We start from the raw sequence: 21,409 nt of genomic DNA on the forward strand, positions 1-21,409 counted from the left end.
ATAAAAAGCCCACGCGAGGTGGGCTGAAATCACACAGTCAAAGGCAGCGATCAGGCTGCGTCGTCGTACTGCAGACGGAACTGGTTGAGCAGCGCGAACACGCGCAGGCCGTTGATGTAATCCGGCGGGAACAGCACGTTGACCCGGCTCGGGTCCTGCACGTCGCGCTCGACGATCAGGTGCTCGGCGAACAGTTCGGCGTTTTCCACGTGGCCTTCCAGTTCGAGCTTGGCGTACTGGGCGATCAGCTCACCGCGAATTGTGCTTGGGGTCACGATCGGCTGGCCGGCGCCGAAACGAGTACCGTCGGAGGCCAGTTTGTGGCGACCGTATTTGCTGGTGATCACGCTTTGCAGACGACGCACGATGAACGCCGACTGGTGCATGGTTTCGCTGTCCAGGTAGGAGTTATCTGCCTGGCCGTAGGCGTTCTTCTGATAGGTGGTGATCGAACGCTGAATGCGCACGTAGCCGCCTTCGTAGTACGCGGTGGCGATGCCGTAGTTGAGCAACGACTGACGCTCGGTCAGGGTGAAACGCTCACTCGCCGGTGCCGGGTCGAGACCGGGCAGGCTGCCGCTTTGGGTCGGACGGCTGGCGTCGGCAGAGATGAACACCGAAGTGCGCGCAGCCAATGCAGCGGCCTGCACCCAGAACGGTTGCGGTACGCCCGGTTCCAGCGCCTGAATGGTCATGTGCTGATCGTTACGCGCCTGACCGGCCGCCACCAGAGTACCGATGGTGCCGCGCTTGGCGCTGTAGACGTGACCGAACAATTGCTTGGCCCAGGACCAACGTCCGGTGCTGTCATCCATGACGGCTTGCCAGGTGTTGAGGGTCGACAGATCCGACCACGGCATGCAGATGAACTCGAACGGTTCATCGCCCAGCGCCGCCACAGCGGCCACTTGATCCGGCACACCGGCACCGCCAGTCATGGCGGTGATAGCCGAGGTCAAGCCTGCCGGGGTTTCTTCGCCGTTGCTCTTGCCCAGGCGATTGAATTGCAGACTGATGTCGTTGCCGCTGTCGCCAGTCCATTTGGCGCTCAGGGTGACCACACCTTCGACCGCTGCAGCGCTGACCGGCAGGTCGGCGGAGGCATTGATTTTCAGCGCCAGGGCCGTGGCCGCTTGCGCCGCAGTGGCACCGTTGACGATGGCCGCCTGAACACGAACGCCGCCGACATACAGGTTGAGCACACCGCTCTGGGTCGCCGCACCGGTCAGGGTCAGCACGCCTTTGGCAATGCTGCCTTCAGTGTTGTGCAGCGGCAGGCACCAGATCTCGCCGATCGGGTCGGTCTTGCGCCAGGTTTCGTACATCGAGGCGAGCATCGAGCCCTGGCCGCCAATGCTTTTGGCCAGCGCCACGCTGGACACCAGCACCAGTTTGCCGACATCGGCCGGCGCAATGTTGTCGTTGACCTGAGCGACGATCAGGCGGCGCATGGCCGACGACGCGCTATTGGCGGCCGAGTTGTCCATTTCGGCATAGAACAGCGGAACACGAATGTCCGCGGGGATGTTGCTGAATCCGATCGCCATTATTTGGCTCCCTGTGGTTTCGCCGCTTTCACGGCTTTGGTAGTGATATCGCCATCGGCCAGACGTCGACGCCACCAGGCGTTGTCCGGCACTTCACGGCCCTCCGGGGGCAACAGATCGCCCGCTTCCGGGTCCGGCACGACACGGCCAGGGGCCGGCAGCACGGTGATGCGTTTGCTCATGGGGTTACGTCTCCAGAGAAAGTCAGTTCCAGGCGCCCGTCGGGGCCTGGGCGTTGCAGATTGGGGTCCGCCGGATCGATCGCATCGACCCGCACGGTGACCCCGGTAAAGGACGACAAACCGTCCAGTTCACGCTCGTGCCAGCTCTCCGCCGGTTGACCCGGCAGATTGCGCCCGAGCTGGAATTCGGCGAAAAAGCGCAGGCGATACAGCACGCGGCTGCTGTTGATGGAAACCAGTTCGCCGCCGTCGTACTCGATGTCGTCGTAGTCGCTGCCGGGCTTGAAACCCACCAGTGCGCGCCACAGCTCGGCACGCAAGTTGTGCAATTGATCCAGCGCTGCTGCGGCGTCCGCGGTATCGAGCACCAGCGTCACTTCGAAGCGGTCGCGGATTGATTGCAGCATCAGGTTTTGCGCGAGGCTCTTGCTCGCCACATCGGCGAGGGGCACCACATAAGCGCAAGGTGTTTGCAGCGGGGTGTTGGCTTGTAACGTGGCGAGGTCGATGCCGGCCGCGATGCGATTGGCCAGAGTCGGGCATTGCTCACGCAACTGCGTGATCAGGGCTGTGATCTTCATAAAATTTCACCGGGCAATAAAAAAACCCGTCGCGGCGGGTTTGAGTGAACGGTACTGGCCGTGGGAAACCCGCGTCCTTGCGGGTCAGTGCGGTTTGCACTGTGGATGACGCTCCTTCAGGTTGGGGTCTCAATGATCCTGAGGCGTATCACGCGGTGGCACTTCGCAAACGCCAATCCGCTTGGCGGCCCAGCGTTCATAAAGCCCGATGGCCACGTCCGCCCCGGCCATCGCCGTCAGACAGCCAAAGGCACCAGCAGCCCAGATCGACACGCCGGCGGCGTACAGCAGCATGATGGCCGAGACCCCGCAGATCATGCAGGCCCCGGAGCGCAGCGCCAGGCGCCGCAGCAGCGACCAGCCACGGGCGCCCTCCTTGTCGGCCCGCCACATTTCGCCGGACACCCCGCCCACCAGGGCGAGAACGATGACCAGCCAGATCGGCATGTCCAGCAACGCTTGTTGCTCGTTTGTCATGTCACGCCTCCTGGGGGTGATTGATGAGTGATGTGTGTTGGATTCAAGCGATGTCTCTTGAGGCAGGCATTCCAAAAAGCCCGGTCGCCCAGGCTTTTCAGTAATGCGGTCCTTCGCCTTCCTTTAATCCTGTGTACAAAAAAGGAAGCTGACCTTTCGGCGCTACTGGCGCGGTACGAGTCCATTCAAATTGTTTTTCCGACCGCGGTCCCTGCCCGCCGGATAACTGCTTCTGGTGCTTTACGCTGCACACCCGGGTCAGTTGCCAACCCTCTGAACCGTTGAGGCCGGTTCATCGCTGCCTTTGTGGTGGAACTAAAGAGCTTCGTTTCGAGCCGCCTTGTTGGGCGGCTTGAGACAAAGAATATGCATGGATGCATATACAGTCAATGCATAAATGCATTTATTTATGCACAAGAAATGCACAGACGCATGAAAGCCCCACAAGCAAAGGCGTTGGCGGTTGTTCGATAGGCGAAAAAAAACCCGCCGGGCAGCGGGTTTTATCTGACAGCGGTGAGGTTAACGGGCGTACATGCCCCACCAGAAGACGTGACCGAGGATGACGATCTGCTCTTCCTGGATTTCCTGGAAGCTGTAGTCCTCGTCCGGGTGCTCATCGCGGTTGAAGCTGCGCAGGCGAATCCCTGTCGGCAGGCGATAAAGCTGTTTCACCCGCAACTGGCCGTTGTGGTTGATGGCGTAGAGGTCACCGTCGACGATGTCGCCAATCCCGCATTTACCGGCATTCACCCCGACCGTGGCGCCATCACGCAGCACCGGCAACATGCTGTTGCCGCGCACAGTCACGCATTTGGCCTGGTCGAACTGCACGCCGTTGTGGCGCAAGCTGCGCTTGCCGAAGCGCAGGCTAGAGCGTTCGCTCTCTTCGATGACGAATCTTCCTGATCCAGCAGCCAATTCAACCTCGCGAAGAAAGGGGACCGACACCTCGTCGTCATCGACTGGCGTATCGTCGTCCCACAGGCTTATGTCCTTGAGTTCCGAATGCGACTCATCGCGCCCGGCGCTGGCGGCGTGCGCGACATCCGCACGGCCACGCAACTGGTCGGTGCTCACGGCGAAGTATTCGGCAATCTTCGAAATATGTTTATCCGAAGGATCGACGATCTTCCCGCTGAGGATCCGCGAGAGAGTGGATTGAGGCACGCCGGTGCGACGGTGAAGCTCCGTGGGGGAGATCCCGTGCTGATCGAGCAGTGCTCTTAAGACGGTAGAAACGTTGCGTTTTTGCATAACGCGCATAGTGCTTGATCTTTTTTCGGAAGACAAATGCTGATTTGCATAGATCGTGCATAGACAGCAGAAATGTGCCTTGGAGCTTTCATGCCTGCGTAGGTCGGACTGCCCATGTTAACCTTGCGCCCATCGCGGAAAAGCCGGGCCGATGCCCTCCTTTTGCCCCACACCTTTCAACGAATTTGCCTATATCCGATGAATAAAGCCCTCTCCGATCTGTCCTCCCACACGCCGATGATGCAGCAGTACTGGCGCCTGAAGAACCAGCACCCTGATCAGCTGATGTTCTATCGCATGGGTGACTTCTACGAGATCTTCTATGAAGACGCGAAGAAGGCCGCCAAGTTGCTGGACATCACCCTGACGGCTCGTGGGCAATCGGCGGGTCAGGCGATTCCGATGTGTGGGATTCCTTACCACGCCGCGGAAGGTTATCTGGCGAAACTGGTGAAGCTCGGCGAGTCAGTGGTGATTTGTGAGCAGGTCGGCGACCCGGCCACCAGCAAAGGCCCGGTGGATCGTCAGGTGGTGCGGATCATTACCCCCGGCACAGTCAGCGATGAAGCGCTGCTGGATGAACGTCGGGATAACCTGATCGCAGCGGTGCTGGGTGATGAGCGTCTGTTCGGTCTGGCGGTGCTGGACATTACCAGCGGCAACTTCACCGTGCTGGAGATCAAAGGCTGGGAAAACCTGCTGGCGGAACTGGAGCGGGTCAATCCGGTAGAGCTGATGATCCCGGACGACTGGCCGAAAGACCTGCCGGCGGAAAAACGTCGTGGGGTTCGTCGCCGTGCGCCGTGGGATTTTGAACGTGACTCGGCACTGAAAAGTCTTTGCCAGCAGTTTTCCACCCAGGACCTGAAAGGTTTCGGCTGCGAGAACCTGACCCTGGCGATCGGCGCCGCCGGTTGCCTGCTCAGCTACGCCAAGGAAACCCAGCGCACCGCCCTGCCGCATTTGCGCAGCCTGCGTCATGAACGTCTGGATGACACCGTGGTGCTGGACGGCGCGAGCCGTCGCAACCTGGAACTGGACACCAACCTGGCCGGCGGTCGTGACAACACCTTGCAATCGGTGGTCGACCGCTGCCAGACCGCCATGGGCAGCCGCCTGCTGACTCGCTGGCTGAACCGTCCGCTGCGGGATTTGACCGTATTGCTGGCGCGTCAGAGTTCGATCACCTGCCTGCTCGATGGTTACCGCTTCGAAAAACTGCAACCGCAGCTCAAGGAAATCGGTGACATCGAGCGGATTCTGGCGCGGATCGGCCTGCGCAATGCCCGTCCTCGTGACTTGGCGCGCCTTCGCGACGCCCTCGGTGCACTGCCAGAGTTGCAAGTGGCGATGGCCGAGCTTGAAGCCCCGCACATCATTCAATTGGCGACGACCACCAGTACCTATCCGGAACTGGCGGCATTGCTGGAAAAAGCCATTATCGATAACCCGCCCGCCGTTATCCGTGACGGCGGTGTGTTGAAAACCGGTTACGACAGCGAACTCGACGAATTGCAATCGCTCAGCGAAAACGCCGGGCAGTTCCTGATCGATCTCGAAGCGCGCGAAAAGGCCCGCACCGGCCTGTCGCACCTTAAGGTCGGCTACAACCGGATTCACGGATACTTCATCGAGTTGCCGAGCAAGCAGGCCGAATCGGCGCCCGCAGACTATATTCGCCGGCAGACCCTCAAAGGTGCCGAGCGCTTCATCACGCCGGAGCTAAAGGCGTTCGAAGACAAGGCGCTGTCGGCCAAGAGCCGCGCCCTGGCCCGCGAGAAGATGCTCTACGAAGCGTTGCTCGAAGACTTGATTGCCCAGCTGCCGCCCTTGCAAGACACCGCCGCCGCATTGGCCGAGCTGGACGTGCTGAGCAACCTCGCCGAGCGTGCACTGAATCTGGACCTGAACTGCCCACGCTTCGTCAGCGAGCCGTGCATGCGCATCACCCAGGGTCGTCACCCGGTGGTCGAGCAAGTACTCACTACGCCATTCGTGGCCAATGACCTGAGCCTTGACGACAATACCCGCATGCTGGTGATCACCGGTCCGAACATGGGCGGTAAATCCACCTACATGCGTCAGACCGCGTTGATCGTGCTACTGGCGCATATCGGCAGTTTCGTGCCGGCGGCCAGTTGCGAATTGTCCCTGGTCGACCGAATCTTCACCCGGATCGGTTCCAGCGATGACTTGGCGGGCGGGCGTTCGACCTTCATGGTTGAAATGAGCGAAACCGCGAACATTTTGCACAACGCCACCGAACGCAGCCTGGTGCTGATGGACGAAGTCGGTCGCGGCACCAGCACCTTCGACGGTCTGTCCCTGGCCTGGGCGGCGGCTGAGCGTCTCGCGCACCTGCGGGCCTACACCCTGTTCGCCACCCACTATTTCGAGCTGACGGTGCTGCCGGAAGCCCAGCCACTGGTGGCCAACGTGCACCTCAATGCCACCGAACACAACGAACGCATCGTGTTCCTGCACCACGTGTTGCCTGGGCCTGCCAGCCAGAGCTATGGCCTGGCGGTTGCGCAGTTGGCCGGTGTGCCGAGCGAAGTGATCGTGCGTGCTCGCGAACATCTGAGCCGACTGGAATCCACAGCGCTGCCTCATGAAGTTCCGAAGCCTGCCAAAGGCAAACCGGTTACGCCGCAGCAGAGCGACATGTTCGCCAGCCTGCCACATCCGGTGCTGGATGAACTGGCCAAACTTGATCTGGACGACATGTCACCGCGTCGTGCGCTCGAAATGCTCTATACACTAAAGACACGGATCTAACGCACTTGCCTGCAAGCTGTTAGAATCTCGCGCGGTTTGGGATGCTGCAGGCCAATAGCCTGACCTGCAGACTATCGCTCCCGAACCTGGCGACCCCAACGTGAAGGGGCTCCGCTGCCGCCGCCTGAGGAGAAAATTAGAAATGACCTTCGTCGTCACCGACAACTGCATCAAGTGCAAGTACACCGACTGCGTAGAAGTCTGTCCGGTGGACTGCTTTTACGAAGGCCCGAACTTCCTGGTGATTCACCCGGATGAGTGCATCGACTGCGCACTGTGCGAACCAGAATGCCCTGCCGTGGCCATCTTCTCCGAAGATGAAGTTCCGGAAGATATGCAGCAATTCATTCAGCTGAACGTTGAGCTGGCGGAAATCTGGCCCAACATCACCGAGAAGAAAGAATCGTTGCCCGATGCCGAAGAGTGGGATGGCGTCAAAGGCAAGATCAAAGACCTCGAACGCTGATTACCCCGTGTTCTCGAAAAGGCCCCTTGTGGGCCTTTTTGCTTTTCTGCAGGCAAAAAAAAGGGGCGGTATGACCCGCCCACATTTTTTCCCTATTCCTTGTGTTCCTTTTCATCGTCCTGATGAATCGCTTCCTGCGATGTCCGTTCCCCTCTTCCTTGAAGGGCGTGTCTATCCGTCGACACAGTTCAGATACTAGAGAATTTCCCATTAAGAGCAATCGGCCTCTGTCGCTGAAAGCGTCTGTCACACGCTGTTAATCTAAAAAAATAATCATATAAATCAATGGCATAAACGAATACCGCAAGTCAAATAGACAACTGCCAGGGTGTAAAAATAACGAACACTTACGAAAGAGTAAGCAAAGACTTACAACACGAGACTACAAACCTGAGGTGGTGCAAAAAACAACGCACCTCTCATATTCCCGGCAACAAAAAGCCCCAAACCAGTCGGGGCTATTTGTTACCGGTTGAGCGAATTGCTTATTGGAACAGCGACTCACTCGACAGGCCGTTTTTCTCGAGAATCTCCCGAAGACGCTTGAGGCCTTCAACCTGAATTTGCCTGACCCGCTCCCGGGTCAAGCCGATTTCCAGGCCTACGTCTTCAAGCGTGCTGCTCTCGTGACCTCGCAAGCCGAAGCGGCGAATGACCACCTCGCGTTGCTTGTCGGTCAGCTCCGAGAGCCACTGATCGATGCTCTGTGACAGATCGTCGTCCTGCAACAGTTCGCATGGATCGGTCGGGCGGTCATCGGTAAGGGTGTCCAGCAGGGTTTTATCCGAATCCGGACCCAGCGAGACGTCGACCGAAGAAACCCGCTCGTTCAGGCCTAGCATGCGCTTGACCTCGCCTACCGGTTTCTCCAGCAGGTTGGCGATTTCTTCGGGTGAGGGTTCATGATCGAGCTTTTGAGTCAGCTCCCGTGCAGCCCGCAAGTACACATTGAGCTCTTTGACCACATGGATCGGCAACCGGATGGTCCGGGTCTGATTCATGATCGCGCGCTCGATGGTCTGACGAATCCACCAGGTGGCGTAGGTCGAAAAGCGGAAACCGCGTTCAGGATCGAACTTTTCTACTGCCCGGATCAGGCCGAGGTTGCCCTCTTCGATCAGGTCCAGCAGCGACAGCCCACGATTGACGTAACGACGGGCGATTTTCACCACCAGCCGCAGGTTGCTTTCAATCATGCGCTTGCGCCCGGCCGGATCGCCACTTTGCGACAAGCGCGCAAAATGAACTTCTTCCTCCGGGGAGAGCAATGGGGAAAAGCCGATTTCGTTGAGGTACAGCTGAGTGGCATCGAGTGCCCGTGTGTAATCGATGTACTTGTGTTGCTTAAGCGAAGCGGAGTGTTTGGATTTGGCACGAACGGAAGGTGGTGCATCCCCTTCATCATTCGACATCGAATCCGTGGCGATGCCGGTCTCCATCAGGAGAACCTCATCGTCGATGTCAAACTCCGGCACTTCTTTACTGAGAGCCATTGTTATAGTCCTTTGGTGAGTTCGACCTCAAGCTCAAGCGGCGCCTTGATCCCTGGCAACGCTGGAGCCTGTTCCCTCTACGTGACGGAACAGGCTGGCTAACAAATCAACGACGTGGCAGGAATTGCAGCGGATCTACAGGTTTACCTTGTCGGCGAATCTCAAAATGCAGTTTCACCCGGTCTGTACCCGTTGACCCCATTTCGGCAATTGTCTGTCCGACTTTGACCTGCTGCCCCTCCCGAACCAACAGCCTGCGGTTATGTCCGTAGGCACTGACGTAGGTATCGCTGTGTTTGATGATGACTAATTCGCCGTAGCCCCTTAAGCCACTCCCGGCGTATACCACCGTCCCATCAGACGCAGCTAAAACAGGCTGTCCCAAATCTCCGGCGATATCAATTCCTTTATTCAAACTACCGTTTGAAGAGAATTTACCAATCAGAATGCCATTAGAAGGCCACCCCCAGCCCGTCGGGGCCGGACCGGCAGGAGGCAGTGGAGCGGGTGCCGGCTTGTTGGCGACGGACGGTGCAAGCACTGTTGTAGTGGTTGTAGCGCCATTTGCCTGGCGCCGAATTACGGTGGTTTTACTCGACGACGAAGGCGAGGAACTGGACGAACTCACTACCGCCGTCGGCGTTGAACCGCTGCGACCGTCGAAGCGAATCGTCTGACCCGGATGGATCGTGTAAGGCGTAGGAATGTTGTTCCGTGCTGCGAGGGCTTTGTAGTCCCAACCGTAGCGAAAAGCGATGGAGAACAAAGTGTCCTTGGGTCGGACAACATATTGGCCGGTGGTCACGGCCGGACGCTGGGCGACCGCGTTGTTGCGATCGACGACGCTCGCACTACCTGATTTGGTGCTGGAACATCCGACCAGCAAGGTACTCAAGACAAGGCCAGTCACCAGACGCTGAAAGCTCGTTATACCCATTCGCTGCGCAATGACTGTGAGACTCACCCGCCGCTCCCTTTGTGGTGGCTGAAAATATGGATTGCCGTGCTCCGGCACGAAATGTCGCAAGTATAACGGGCCGAACAGGCTTTAACTTTAATGAAGCGGATTCGCTTCGCGCACACGTTTGCTGCCTGAAGATGAATTGCGTTTAACCAATCGATGCCGCTGTAAGACCCGGGCATTCGAAGAGAATTCAGCGTGCTTAAACAAATGCTCAGGCCAACGGCCCATTGAGCAATGGCACAAAGCGCACAGCCCCCAGAACACGTCTGGAAAAGCCCTGTTCCTCACGGATGATCAACATCAATTGTTGAACTTCACCGGAGCCGACCGGAATCACCAGTCGCCCACCCGGTGCCAACTGATCGAGCAGTGCCTGAGGCACATCGGTGGCCACGGCGGTGACGATGATGCCGTTGTAAGGCGCCAATGCCGGCCAGCCTTCCCAACCATCGCCCCAGCGAAACACCACGTTGCGCAGGTTCAGTTCCACCAGGCGCTCCTTGGCCCGGTCCTGCAGAACCTTGATGCGCTCCACGGAAAAAACCCGCTCGACCAATTGCGACAGCACGGCCGTCTGGTAACCCGAACCGGTACCGATTTCCATTACCTTGTCCAACGGACCGGCCTCCAGCAGCAACTCGCTCATGCGAGCCACCATATAAGGCTGGGAAATGGTCTGGTTATGCCCGATCGGCAACGCTGTATCTTCGTAGGCGCGATGAGCCAGCGCCTCATCGACGAACAGGTGACGCGGGGTGCGGCGGATGACTTCCAGCACCTTGGCGTTGGATATTCCCTCTTCATAGAGGCGCTGAATCAGACGCTCACGGGTCCGTTGGGAGGTCATCCCGATACCGCGATGCAGAATATGGTCTTGTTCACGAGACATTAACGCAGACCCTCCAGCCAGCCATCGAGACTTCTGAAGGCATCATTAAAGGTGCGGTCCAGTTGCAGTGGCGTGATTGAAACATAGCCTTGCATCACCGCATGGAAATCGGTACCCGGGCCACCATCTTCAGCGTCCCCCGCCGCGGCGATCCAGTAACCGGATTTACCACGCGGGTCGACCACTTTCATCGGTGCCGCGGCGCGGGCGCGATGGCCGAGGCGGGTCAGCTGGATACCGCGGATGTGCTCCAGCGGCAAGTTGGGAATGTTCACGTTCAGTACCGTGCGCGGTGGCAGATCAAGGTCCGCGTGAGCCTCTACCAGTTTGCGCGCAAAATAAGCGGCTGTGGGAAGGTTCTCTACTTGCCGTGAGACGAGCGAAAAGGCAAACGAAGGACGCCCAAGGAAACGTCCCTCGAGGGCCGCCGCCACAGTGCCGGAATACAGCACATCATCCCCCAGGTTGGCCCCCAGGTTGATGCCGGAAACCACCATGTCCGGCTCAAGCTCCAGCAAGCCGTTAAGGCCCAGGTGCACGCAGTCGGTGGGTGTGCCGTTAAGACTGATAAAGCCGTTCACCAGGGTTTGCGGGTGCAAAGGACGGTCGAGCGTCAGCGAGCTGCTGGCGCCGCTTTTGTCCTGGTCCGGGGCGATAACCACGCATTCGGTGTAATCCGCCAGCGCAGCATAAAGCGCGGCGAGACCGGGTGCGGTTACCCCATCGTCGTTAGAAATCAGAATACGCATGGGCTGTCCGTCTGCCCCACCGGCACCAGATCGACGAGTTCACGCACCAATACGGTGGCGAAGCATCCGGCCGGCAGGACGAATTCCAGTTGCAGAATGTCAGGCTCGGGATAATGCCACGTCAACCCGCCAATGGGCAGCCGCAGGATGCGACGTTCGTGGCTCATTCCGGCGTTAATCAACCAATCGCGCAAATCCGCTTCGCGCGCGGCGATTGCCTGCTCCAGTTCATGGACTGCGCCTGACGTCGGCGAGTCACCTTCGCCCCACTGCGGGCCGGTCGGGTGCAGGTCGAGAATCGCCAGACGAGGATCGCTGCATTCGGCTTCACCCGCCGGGAAGAAACTGCGGCTGTCGGTGAACGCCAGCAGATCACCCACCTGCGCGCGCTGCCAGGTGCCATCGGCGACGCGCGCCGCCAACACTTGATTGAACAGAAAACTACGGGCGGTGGAGAGCAGCCGCGAACGCACATTGCGTTGCTCCGGCAGGGCCTTGCGCGCGGCCCAGGCACGGGCGTCGACGACGTTGCCGCCATCAAAGCCGAATCGCTGGGCACCGAAATAATTGGGAATACCTTGTTTGGCGATCAGTTGCAGACGCTCTTCGATAGCCGCCTTGTCACCGGTGAACTGGGTCAAGCGCAAGGTGAAGCCGTTGGCCGAGTGGGCACCGCGTTGCAGTTTGCGTTTATGCCGACCGGTCTTGAGGATTTTCAGCGTGTCGTTTTCCGCCGCCGACAGATCAGGATCAGCCTTGCCCGGCAGTTGCACACTGAACCACTGGCGCGTCAGCGCCTGACGGTCCTTGAGGCCGGCATAGCTGACGGTGCGCAATGGCACACCCGCTGCCTTGGCGATGCGCCGTGCCGCTTCTTCAGTATTCAGACCGCGCTTTTCCACCCAGATCCACAGGTGTTCGCCGTCACCACTGAGGGGGATATCAAGGACTTCGTCGACCTGGAAATCTTCTGCTGTGGCTTTCAGTACCGCGCTGCCCAGGGCTTCACCATAGGCCCGGGGGCCAAGCAATTGCGCCTCGTTCATGCGCGCAGCAACAAGGCAACGGAGTGCACGGCAATGCCTTCTTCGCGACCGACGAAGCCAAGCTTTTCGGTGGTGGTAGCTTTCACGTTCACTTGATCCAACTCAACTTGAAGATCCGCGGCAATCAGCGCGCGCATCGATTCGATATGCGGGGCCATTTTCGGGGCCTGGGCGACGATGGTGTTATCGACGTTGCCGACTTTCCAGCCCTTGGCGTGGATCAGCGCGACAACATGACGCAACAGCACACGGCTGTCGGCGCCCTTGAATTGCGGGTCGGTGTCCGGAAAATGCTTGCCTATATCACCCAGCGCGGCAGCGCCGAGCAACGCGTCGCTCAAGGCGTGCAGCAGGACGTCGCCGTCGGAATGGGCGAGCAGCCCGAAGCTGTGTGCAATCCGCACGCCGCCCAGAGTGATGAAATCGCCTTCAGCGAAACGGTGCACATCATAGCCGTGGCCAATACGCATAAAAAAACGCCCCGATTTTTGTCAGGGCGTGATTCTACCTGCTTTGTCGGACATTAGGCGCTTAGCGCGCGCGCATGATGTTGCAGGTGGTCGTCAATGAAGCTGGCGATGAAGAAATAACTGTGGTCGTAGCCCGGCTGCAGACGCAACGTCAGCGGATGCCCCGCCAGTTTGGCGGCCTGTTGCAAGGCGTCAGGCTTGAGCTGGGTGGCCAGGAAATCATCGCGATCACCTTGATCGACCAGCAGTGGCAATTTCTCTTCCGCCTCGGCGATCAACACACAGGCATCCCACTCGCGCCACTTCGAACGGTCTTCGCCCAAGTAACGGGAAAAGGCTTTCTGGCCCCAAGGGCAATCAATTGGATTGTTGATCGGCGAGAACGCCGACACCGATAGATAACGCCCCGGATTGCGCAACGCGCAGACCAGCGCACCGTGGCCACCCATGGAGTGACCGCTGATGCCACGCTTGTCCGATGCCGGAAAATGCGCTTCGACCAATGCCGGCAATTCCTGCACGACATAGTCATGCATCCGATAGTGCCGGGACCACGGTTCCTGCGTAGCATTCAGATAAAATCCGGCACCGAGACCGAAGTCCCAGGCGCCATCCGGGTCACCCGGCACATCTGGGCCGCGTGGGCTGGTATCCGGTGCGACGATGATCAGCCCCAGCTCGGCGGCCATGCGCATGGCGCCGGCCTTTTGCATGAAGTTCTCGTCGGTGCAGGTCAGGCCGGACAACCAGTACAGCACCGGCAGCTTACCGCCCTGCTCCGCTTGCGGCGGCAAGTACACGGCAAACACCATGTCGCAACCGAGCACGTCGGAGCGGTGCCGATAGCGCTTGTGCCAGCCGCCGAAGCTTTTCTGACAGGAGATATTTTCCAGGCTCATGACCGACCTCAGAAATGAATGACGGAACGGATGCTCTTGCCTTCATGCATCAGGTCAAACGCCTTGTTGATATCTTCGAGGCCCATCGTGTGGGTGATGAAGGTATCCAGCGGGATCTCGCCGGTCTGGGCCATTTCGACATAGCTCGGCAACTCGGTACGCCCGCGCACACCACCAAACGCCGAACCGCGCCAGACTCGACCGGTCACCAACTGGAACGGACGGGTAGAGATTTCCTGACCGGCGCCGGCCACGCCGATGATTACCGACTCCCCCCAACCTTTGTGGCAGCACTCAAGTGCAGCACGCATCAACTGGACGTTTCCGATGCATTCGAAGGAAAAGTCGACGCCGCCATCAGTCATGTCGACGATCACTTCCTGAATCGGACGATCGAAGTCTTTCGGGTTCACACAGTCGGTCGCACCCAGTTGCTTGGCGATCTCGAACTTGGCCGGGTTGATGTCGATGGCGATGATCCGCCCAGCCTTCGCTTTGACCGCGCCAATCACAGCCGACAGACCGATGCCACCCAGACCGAAAATGGCGACGGTGTCACCCGGTTTGACCTTGGCGGTGTTGATTACCGCGCCGATGCCTGTGGTGACGCCACAACCCAGCAGGCACACTTTTTCCAAGGGTGCTTCTTTAGGAATTTTGGCGACGGAGATTTCCGGCAGCACGGTGTACTCGGAAAAAGTCGAGGTACCCATGTAGTGGAAAATCGTTTCGCCCTTGTAGGAAAAACGCGAAGTGCCATCCGGCATCAGGCCTTTACCCTGCGTCGCACGAATTGCCTGGCAGAGGTTGGTTTTGCCCGACAGACAGAATTTGCACTTGCCGCATTCCGGGGTGTACAGCGGGATCACATGGTCGCCGACCGCGACCGAAGTCACGCCCTCGCCAATCGCTTCGACCACCGCGCCACCTTCATGACCCAGGATCGACGGGAAGATACCTTCCGGGTCAGCGCCCGAGAGGGTGTAGGCATCGGTATGGCAAACACCGGAGGCGACGACGCGCAGCAGAACTTCCCCAGCCTTGGGCATGGCGACATCGACTTCAACGATCTCGAGGGGTTTCTTGGCCTCGAAGGCAACGGCGGCGCGCGACTTGATCATGCTGACTCTCCAGTGAATAAAAACAAGACAAGGAGTGTAATACAGCGGCTTACGATGAATAATCGGGACAAAAGCAAAACATTATTGCCACACAGGGATAATCCTGATGTCCGAAAACCGCTGGGAAGGCATCGATGAGTTCGTCGCCGTCGCTGAGTGCAGCCAATTCACTGCCGCGGCCGAACGCCTTGGGGTGTCTTCTTCTCATATCAGTCGCCAAATCGTACGGCTGGAAGAGCGCCTGCAAACCCGTTTGCTCTATCGCAGCACCCGCCGAGTCACGCTGACCGAGGCCGGGCAAACCTTTTTGCAGCATTGCCAGCGTTTGCAGGACGGTCGCGAAGAAGCCTTGCGCGCTGTCGGCGACCTGACCAGCGAACCCAAGGGCATGCTGCGCATGACCTGTGCCGTGGCCTACGGCGAACGATTCATCGTGCCGCTGGTGACGCGCTTCATGGGGCTGTATCCACAACTGCGCGTCGACATCGAGCTGAGCAATCGCCCGCTCGATCTGGTGCATGAAGGGCTGGACCTGGCCATCCGCCTCGGCCGCTTGCAGGATTCCAGATTGGTCGCGACGCGCCTGGCACCACGGCGCATGTACCTGTGCGCCTCACCGTCCTACCTGGAACGGTATGGTCGCCCACACAGCTTGTCGGAATTGAGTCGCCATAACTGCCTCATCGGTAGCTCGGACATCTGGCAACTGGAACAGAACGGGCGGGAATTTTCCCAGCGAGTACAGGGAAACTGGCGCTGCAACAGTGGGCAGGCAGTGCTGGATGCCGCATTACAAGGGGTTGGGTTGTGTCAGTTACCGGATTACTACGTGCTGGAATACCTGAAAAACGGCGAATTGATTTCGCTGCTGGAAGCCCATCAGCCGCCGAACACCGCCGTGTGGGCGCTTTATCCGCAGCAACGGCATCTGTCGCCGAAGGTGCGCAAGTTGGTGGACTACTTGAAGGAAGGGTTGGCTGAACGGCCGGAGTATCGGGGTTAGACCTGCCAATGCATTCAGCGATAGATTCGTTGACTGGACCACCGCTTTCGCGAGCAAGCCCGCTCCCACATTGGTTCTGTTTCATACCCCAAACACATAACCGACGGAGATCAAATGTGGGAGCGGGCTTGCTCGCGAAAGGCGCGACTCGGGCTTAGCGACGGTTAGCCCATCGCTGGCGCAACCATTCAAGGTCTTCGGGGCGAGTGACTTTGATGTTATCGGATCGCCCTTCAATCAGGCGCGGCGCCAAACCCGCCCATTCCATGGCCGAAGCTTCATCGGTGATGACAACGTCGGCCACCAGACTATCGGCCAATGCCCGATGCAACGCGCCAAGGCGAAACATCTGCGGCGTATAGGCCTGCCAGATCACGCTGCGATCCACCGTTTCCAGCACGCGCCCATGCTTGTCGACCCGCTTGAGGGTGTCGCGCGCAGGCACCGCCAATAGACCGCCAACCGGATCATCAGCCAGCTCACTGAGCAATTTATCGAGATCATCACGCGCCAGATTCGGTCGTGCAGCATCGTGCACCAACACCCAATCCTCATCGTCAGCGCCTTGGGCATGCAAATGCAGCAAGGCATTGAGTACCGATCCGGAGCGCTCTGCGCCACCTTCGACCCGCTGAATACGCGGATCGCCAGCACATGCCAGGTTCGGCCAGTAAGGATCATCGATAGCAAGACTGACCACCAACCCCTTCAGGGCAGGATGATCGAGGAAACAGCCGAGGCTGTGTTCGAGAATAGTGCGCCCGCCCAGTTGCAAGTATTGCTTGGGACGGTCCGCGGCCATACGGGCACCAACGCCCGCGGCAGGAATCACGGCCCAGAAGGCCGGTAACGAATTCATCATTGGGCCAACTGGTAAAGGGTTTCACCGTCCTTGACCATGCCCAACTCATGACGAGCCCGTTCTTCAACGGTCTCCATGCCCTTTTTCAATTCGCTGACTTCGGCGTCCATCACCCGATTGCGCTCCAGCAACGCCTCGTTCTCGGCGTGTTGATCCGCAATCTGCTGCTTCAGCTCGGCCACTTGCGCCAGACTGCCATTACCCACCCACAGGCGGTACTGCAGGCCGGCCAGCAGCAAGAGCAAGACGAGAAACAACCAATTGGGACTGCGCATCGAATATCAGGTATCCAGTGAAAAAAGACAGCCATGCCATAACTTTGAAGCTTCTGATAGCACGAAGCCTGGAAGAACCAGGCTTGTGCTAATAAGGCATCAGATTAGTGGCAAATTCATCGCTGTCGCGATTTTTCGACACAATCCGGTGTCTTTTTTACTCTTTGCTATTCAGCCGCGAAACTCGCTACGACCGTTGTACTTGGCTTTGCCATTCAACTGCTCTTCGATACGCAGCAGTTGGTTGTACTTGGAAACACGGTCGGAACGGCACAGGGAGCCGGTCTTGATCTGGCCTGCCGCAGTGCCCACAGCCAGGTCGGCAATGGTCGAATCTTCGGTTTCGCCGGAGCGGTGCGAGATGACGGCGGTGTAACCAGCGGCCTTGGCCATCTGGATCGCTTCCAGGGTTTCGGTCAGGGTGCCGATCTGGTTGAACTTGATCAGGATCGAGTTGGCGATCTTTTTATCGATGCCTTCTTTCAGGATCTTGGTGTTGGTTACGAACAGGTCGTCGCCCACCAGCTGAGTCTTCTCGCCGATTTTGTCGGTGAGGATTTTCCAGCCCGCCCAGTCGGACTCGTCCAGACCGTCTTCGATGGAGATGATCGGGTAACGCTCGGTCAGACCTTTCAGGTAATCGGCGAAACCTTCAGCGGTGAACACCTGGCCTTCGCCGGAGAGGTTGTACTTGCCGTCTTCGTAGAATTCGCTGGCCGCGCAGTCCAGGGCCAGGGTCACGTCGGTACCCAGCTTGTAACCAGCGTTGGCCACGGCTTCGGAGATCACTTTCAAAGCGTCTTCGTTGGAGGCCAGGTTCGGCGCGAAACCACCTTCATCACCAACGGCAGTGCTCAGGCCACGAGCCTTCAGTACAGCTTTGAGGTGATGGAAAATCTCGGTGCCCATACGCAGACCTTCCGAGAAAGACTTGGCGCCGACTGGCTGAACCATGAATTCCTGGATGTCGACGTTGTTATCGGCGTGCTCGCCACCGTTGATGATGTTCATCATCGGAACCGGCATCGAGTAAACACCCGGGGTGCCGTTCAGGTTGGCGATGTGAGCGTACAGCGGCAGGTCCTGGTCCTGAGCTGCTGCCTTGGCCGCGGCCAGGGAAACGGCGAGGATCGCGTTGGCGCCCAGGGTCGCTTTGTTTTCGGTGCCGTCCAGCTTGATCATCGCGTGATCCAGCGCTTTCTGGTCGCTTGGGTCTGTACCCAGCAACAGATCGCGGATCGGACCGTTGATGTTGGCGACGGCTTTCAGAACGCCTTTGCCCAAGTAACGGCTCTTGTCGCCATCACGCAGCTCGAGTGCTTCACGCGAGCCAGTGGAAGCACCGGATGGCGCGCAAGCGCTGCCGATGATGCCGTTATCGAGAAGCACATCTGCTTCCACAGTGGGATTGCCACGGGAGTCGAGAACTTCACGACCTTTGATGTCGACGATTTTTGCCATTGTTGTGAACACTCCAAAGTTGACGAAAACGACGCAGCTGAAGGAAATCTTTATCGTCGGCAAGTGACAGACAGGGGGCAGGCTTGCGGACGATAAGGCTCAAGCCCGAGGGCCTGAGCGTTAAACCGTGCAGTACTTTACCGGAGAATCGGGGTTTACGCGGTTTCTACTGTCGGAAAACTTTTAACCAATTCGTCCAGTGCCTTGAGCTGGGCCAGGAAGGGTTCCAGTTTGTCCAGGCGCAAGGCGCAAGGGCCGTCGCATTTGGCGTTGTCCGGGTCCGGGTGCGCTTCGAGGAACAGACCGGCCAGCGACTGGCTCATGCCTGCCTTGGCCAGGTCGGTGACCTGGGCACGACGACCGCCGGCTGAATCGGAGCGACCGCCAGGCATTTGCAGCGCGTGGGTCACGTCGAAGAACACCGGGTATTCGAACTGCTTCATGATGCCGAAGCCAAGCATGTCGACGACCAGGTTGTTGTAGCCGAAGCTCGAACCACGCTCGCAGAGGATCAACTGATCGTTACCGGCTTCTACGCATTTGTTCAGGATGTGTTTCATTTCCTGAGGCGCGAGGAACTGGGCTTTCTTGATGTTGATCACCGCGCCGGTCTTGGCCATAGCGACCACGAGATCGGTCTGGCGCGACAGGAAGGCCGGCAACTGGATGATGTCGCAGACTTCAGCGACGACCGCGGCCTGATCAGGCTCGTGGACGTCGGTGATGACCGGCACACCAAAGGCTTGCTTGATGTCCTGGAAAATCCGCATGCCCTCTTCCAGGCCGGGGCCACGGTAAGAAGTTACAGAAGAACGGTTCGCCTTGTCGAAACTGGCCTTGAACACGTAAGGGATACCGAGTTTTTCGGTGACCTTTACGTACTCTTCGCAGACCTGCATCGCCATGTCGCGGCTTTCCAGCACGTTCATGCCACCGAACAGCACCATTGGCTTGTCGTTGGCAATTTCGATGTTGCCTACGCGGATGATCTTCTGTGCCATCTGGTTTACGCCTTCTTCTGGTGTTGGGCCAAAGCGGCTTTGACGAAGCCGCTGAACAACGGGTGACCGTCGCGCGGTGTCGAGGTGAACTCAGGGTGGAACTGGCAAGCGACGAACCATGGATGATCCGGTGCTTCGACCACTTCAACCAGCGCGCCATCACCGGAACGACCGGAGATTTTCAGACCGGCCTCGATGATTTGCGGCAGCAGGTTGTTGTTCACTTCGTAGCGATGACGGTGACGCTCGACGATCACGTCCTTTGCATAGCAATCGTGCACCAGGGAACCTGGCTCAAGCAGGCAATCCTGAGCGCCGAGGCGCATGGTGCCACCCAGATCGGAGGTTTCGGTACGGGTTTCGACTGCGCCGGTGGCATCTTCCCACTCGGTGATCAGACCCACCACCGGGTGACCGCTGGTGCGATCGAACTCGGTGGAGTTGGCGTCTTTCCAGCCCATGACGTTACGAGCGAACTCGATAACGGCCACTTGCATGCCCAGGCAGATACCCAGGTATGGAATCTTGTTTTCACGAGCGTATTGAACGGCAGTGATCTTGCCTTCAACGCCACGCAGACCAAAGCCGCCCGGAACCAGAATCGCGTCGACGCCTTCCAGCAGCGCGGTGCCCTGGTTTTCGATGTCTTCGGAATCGATGTAGCGCAGGTTGACCTTGGTGCGGTTGCTGATGCCGGCGTGACTCATCGCTTCGATCAGCGACTTGTAGGCGTCCAGCAGTTCCATGTACTTGCCGACCATCGCGATGGTGACTTCGTGCTCCGGGTTCAGCTTGGCATCTACCACCGCTTCCCACTCGGACAGATCGGCGCTGTCGCATTGCAAGCCGAAACGCTCGACGACGAAATCATCCAGGCCCTGGGAGTGCAGGATGCCCGGGATCTTGTAGATGGTGTCGGCGTCTTCCAGCGCGATCACCGCACGTTCTTCAACGTTGGTGAACTGGGCGATCTTGCGACGCGAAGAGATGTCGATCGGGTGATCGGAACGGCACACCAGCACGTCTGGCTGCAGGCCAATGGAACGCAGTTCCTTGACCGAGTGCTGCGTCGGCTTGGTTTTGGTTTCGCCAGCAGTGGCGATGTACGGCACCAGCGTCAGGTGCATCAGCATCGCGCGCTTGGCGCCGACTTCGAAACGCAATTGACGGATCGCTTCGAGGAACGGTTGCGATTCGATGTCACCCACGGTGCCACCGATCTCGACCATGGCCACGTCGGCATCGCCGGCGCCCTTGATGATCCGGCGCTTGATTTCGTCGGTGATGTGCGGGATCACCTGAATGGTTGCGCCCAGGTAATCACCACGGCGCTCTTTGCGCAGGACGTGTTCGTAGACACGGCCGGTGGTGAAGTTGTTGTTCTGGGTCATGGTCGTGCGGATGAACCGCTCATAGTGGCCCAGGTCCAGGTCGGTCTCGGCGCCGTCGTGGGTGACGAACACTTCACCGTGCTGGAACGGGCTCATGGTGCCCGGGTCAACGTTGATGTACGGGTCCAGCTTCAGCATGGTGACCTTAAGTCCCCGCGCCTCCAGGATGGCCGCCAATGAAGCCGAGGCAATGCCTTTCCCCAATGAAGAAACAACACCGCCCGTGACGAATATGTAGCGCGTCATGAAAAACCCTAGAAGTCTGCGTTAAAGCGGTCCGAGCCGCCGGGGAAAGCGAAGGAAGGCCGAAGCCCCCGATCACCTGCATTAATCACAGTGCATCTTTCAAAAAAACCGCCGCGTTGGGACAGACCGGTAGATGAAACACCGGAAGGTTGCTCGCTACACATTTTTTGGAATCGCCCAGCAAAGACTGCTTGGTAATCGGCAACTCCTGCGATTCAGGCGAATCCACAGAAGTTGTATCAAGAAGGGAG

General features: G+C 58.6%; 21 protein-coding genes. 3 read left to right on the top strand and 18 right to left on the bottom strand.

Annotated features, from left to right (window positions below):
- Nucleotides 1-50 precede the first annotated feature (50 nt).
- From ACQKPC_RS20925 to ACQKPC_RS20945, 5 genes are all read right to left on the bottom strand, one after another.
- Entirely contained in the window at nucleotides 51-1,547 is a 1,497-nt protein-coding gene (locus ACQKPC_RS20925) for a phage tail sheath subtilisin-like domain-containing protein (protein ID WP_427626111.1), read from the bottom strand.
- Nucleotides 1,547-1,729, bottom strand: coding sequence for a DUF2635 domain-containing protein (locus tag ACQKPC_RS20930; RefSeq protein ID WP_192344230.1), 183 nt, complete (start codon nucleotides 1,727-1,729; stop codon nucleotides 1,547-1,549). Before ACQKPC_RS20930 ends, ACQKPC_RS20925 begins: the two co-directional genes overlap by 1 nt.
- Nucleotides 1,726-2,310, bottom strand: coding sequence for a phage tail terminator protein (locus ACQKPC_RS20935; RefSeq protein ID WP_427626112.1), 585 nt, complete (start codon nucleotides 2,308-2,310; stop codon nucleotides 1,726-1,728). The genes ACQKPC_RS20930 and ACQKPC_RS20935 overlap by 4 nt, the downstream gene beginning before the upstream one ends.
- A 129-nt stretch (nucleotides 2,311-2,439) precedes the next feature.
- Nucleotides 2,440-2,787 carry a phage holin family protein gene (locus ACQKPC_RS20940; RefSeq protein ID WP_427626113.1) on the bottom strand — a complete coding sequence of 116 codons (348 nt, stop codon included), beginning with the start codon at nucleotides 2,785-2,787 and terminating at the stop codon, nucleotides 2,440-2,442.
- 522 nt (nucleotides 2,788-3,309) lie between these two features.
- On the bottom strand, nucleotides 3,310-4,044 hold the full coding sequence (locus tag ACQKPC_RS20945) for an XRE family transcriptional regulator (RefSeq protein WP_008072692.1): 735 nt from the start codon (nucleotides 4,042-4,044) through the stop codon (nucleotides 3,310-3,312).
- A 198-nt stretch (nucleotides 4,045-4,242) separates the two neighbouring features.
- On the opposite strand from ACQKPC_RS20945, the gene mutS reads away from it, so the two are divergent.
- Together mutS and fdxA are read left to right on the top strand one after the other, a co-directional pair.
- Complete coding sequence (gene mutS, locus ACQKPC_RS20950) at nucleotides 4,243-6,822, top strand: DNA mismatch repair protein MutS (RefSeq protein ID WP_427626114.1); 2,580 nt, start codon at nucleotides 4,243-4,245, stop codon at nucleotides 6,820-6,822.
- 142 nt (nucleotides 6,823-6,964) lie between these two features.
- A complete protein-coding gene (gene fdxA / locus ACQKPC_RS20955; RefSeq protein WP_008154011.1) occupies nucleotides 6,965-7,288 on the top strand; it encodes a ferredoxin FdxA in 324 nt (107 codons plus the stop codon).
- A 485-nt stretch (nucleotides 7,289-7,773) separates the two neighbouring features.
- On the opposite strand, the gene rpoS is transcribed toward fdxA, so the two are convergent.
- The 8 genes from rpoS to ACQKPC_RS20995 all read right to left on the bottom strand — a co-directional run bounded on the left by rpoS (nucleotide 7,774) and on the right by ACQKPC_RS20995 (nucleotide 14,919).
- On the bottom strand, nucleotides 7,774-8,781 hold the full coding sequence (gene rpoS, locus ACQKPC_RS20960) for an RNA polymerase sigma factor RpoS (protein ID WP_008072688.1): 1,008 nt from the start codon (nucleotides 8,779-8,781) through the stop codon (nucleotides 7,774-7,776).
- A gap of 106 nt (nucleotides 8,782-8,887) precedes the next feature.
- Nucleotides 8,888-9,745, bottom strand: coding sequence for a peptidoglycan DD-metalloendopeptidase family protein (locus tag ACQKPC_RS20965; RefSeq protein ID WP_218398415.1), 858 nt, complete (start codon nucleotides 9,743-9,745; stop codon nucleotides 8,888-8,890).
- Nucleotides 9,746-9,956: 211 nt separating this feature from the next.
- Nucleotides 9,957-10,592: a protein-L-isoaspartate(D-aspartate) O-methyltransferase gene (locus ACQKPC_RS20970; protein WP_177318845.1), complete on the bottom strand. Its 636-nt coding sequence runs from the start codon at nucleotides 10,590-10,592 to the stop codon at nucleotides 9,957-9,959.
- A 41-nt stretch (nucleotides 10,593-10,633) separates the two neighbouring features.
- Nucleotides 10,634-11,383, bottom strand: a complete 750-nt coding sequence (gene surE / locus ACQKPC_RS20975; RefSeq protein ID WP_427626115.1) for a 5'/3'-nucleotidase SurE — start codon at nucleotides 11,381-11,383, stop codon at nucleotides 10,634-10,636.
- Nucleotides 11,371-12,429 (bottom strand): tRNA pseudouridine(13) synthase TruD, encoded by a 1,059-nt coding sequence (truD, locus tag ACQKPC_RS20980; RefSeq protein ID WP_008072681.1) that lies wholly within the window; start codon nucleotides 12,427-12,429, stop codon nucleotides 11,371-11,373. Before truD ends, surE begins: the two co-directional genes overlap by 13 nt.
- Nucleotides 12,426-12,899, bottom strand: coding sequence for a 2-C-methyl-D-erythritol 2,4-cyclodiphosphate synthase (gene ispF / locus ACQKPC_RS20985; RefSeq protein WP_038979164.1), 474 nt, complete (start codon nucleotides 12,897-12,899; stop codon nucleotides 12,426-12,428). Before ispF ends, truD begins: the two co-directional genes overlap by 4 nt.
- 53 nt (nucleotides 12,900-12,952) lie before the next feature.
- Entirely contained in the window at nucleotides 12,953-13,798 is an 846-nt protein-coding gene (fghA, locus tag ACQKPC_RS20990) for an S-formylglutathione hydrolase (protein WP_427626116.1), read from the bottom strand.
- A gap of 8 nt (nucleotides 13,799-13,806) precedes the next feature.
- Complete coding sequence (locus ACQKPC_RS20995; protein ID WP_007907184.1) at nucleotides 13,807-14,919, bottom strand: S-(hydroxymethyl)glutathione dehydrogenase/class III alcohol dehydrogenase; 1,113 nt, start codon at nucleotides 14,917-14,919, stop codon at nucleotides 13,807-13,809.
- A 106-nt stretch (nucleotides 14,920-15,025) separates the two neighbouring features.
- Here ACQKPC_RS20995 and ACQKPC_RS21000 point away from each other — a divergent pair, with 106 nt between their 5' ends.
- Entirely contained in the window at nucleotides 15,026-15,922 is an 897-nt protein-coding gene (locus ACQKPC_RS21000) for a LysR substrate-binding domain-containing protein (protein ID WP_008072678.1), read from the top strand.
- Between the two features lie 154 nt (nucleotides 15,923-16,076).
- On the opposite strand, the gene ispD is transcribed toward ACQKPC_RS21000, so the two are convergent.
- The 5 genes from ispD to ACQKPC_RS21025 form a co-directional block, all read right to left on the bottom strand.
- Nucleotides 16,077-16,784, bottom strand: coding sequence for a 2-C-methyl-D-erythritol 4-phosphate cytidylyltransferase (gene ispD, locus ACQKPC_RS21005; protein ID WP_427626117.1), 708 nt, complete (start codon nucleotides 16,782-16,784; stop codon nucleotides 16,077-16,079).
- Entirely contained in the window at nucleotides 16,781-17,059 is a 279-nt protein-coding gene (ftsB, locus tag ACQKPC_RS21010; RefSeq protein ID WP_007907178.1) for a cell division protein FtsB, read from the bottom strand. The genes ispD and ftsB overlap by 4 nt, the downstream gene beginning before the upstream one ends.
- 171 nt (nucleotides 17,060-17,230) lie before the next feature.
- A complete protein-coding gene (gene eno / locus ACQKPC_RS21015; RefSeq protein WP_008072676.1) occupies nucleotides 17,231-18,520 on the bottom strand; it encodes a phosphopyruvate hydratase in 1,290 nt (429 codons plus the stop codon).
- A gap of 155 nt (nucleotides 18,521-18,675) precedes the next feature.
- Entirely contained in the window at nucleotides 18,676-19,521 is an 846-nt protein-coding gene (gene kdsA / locus ACQKPC_RS21020; RefSeq protein ID WP_008072675.1) for a 3-deoxy-8-phosphooctulonate synthase, read from the bottom strand.
- Nucleotides 19,522-19,526: 5 nt separating this feature from the next.
- Nucleotides 19,527-21,158: a CTP synthase gene (locus ACQKPC_RS21025; RefSeq protein ID WP_008072674.1), complete on the bottom strand. Its 1,632-nt coding sequence runs from the start codon at nucleotides 21,156-21,158 to the stop codon at nucleotides 19,527-19,529.
- Between the last annotated feature and the right edge of the window lie 251 nt (nucleotides 21,159-21,409).

Source organism: Pseudomonas sp. NPDC089918, assembly GCF_050280605.1.
In the GTDB taxonomy this organism is placed as follows: domain Bacteria; phylum Pseudomonadota; class Gammaproteobacteria; order Pseudomonadales; family Pseudomonadaceae; genus Aquipseudomonas.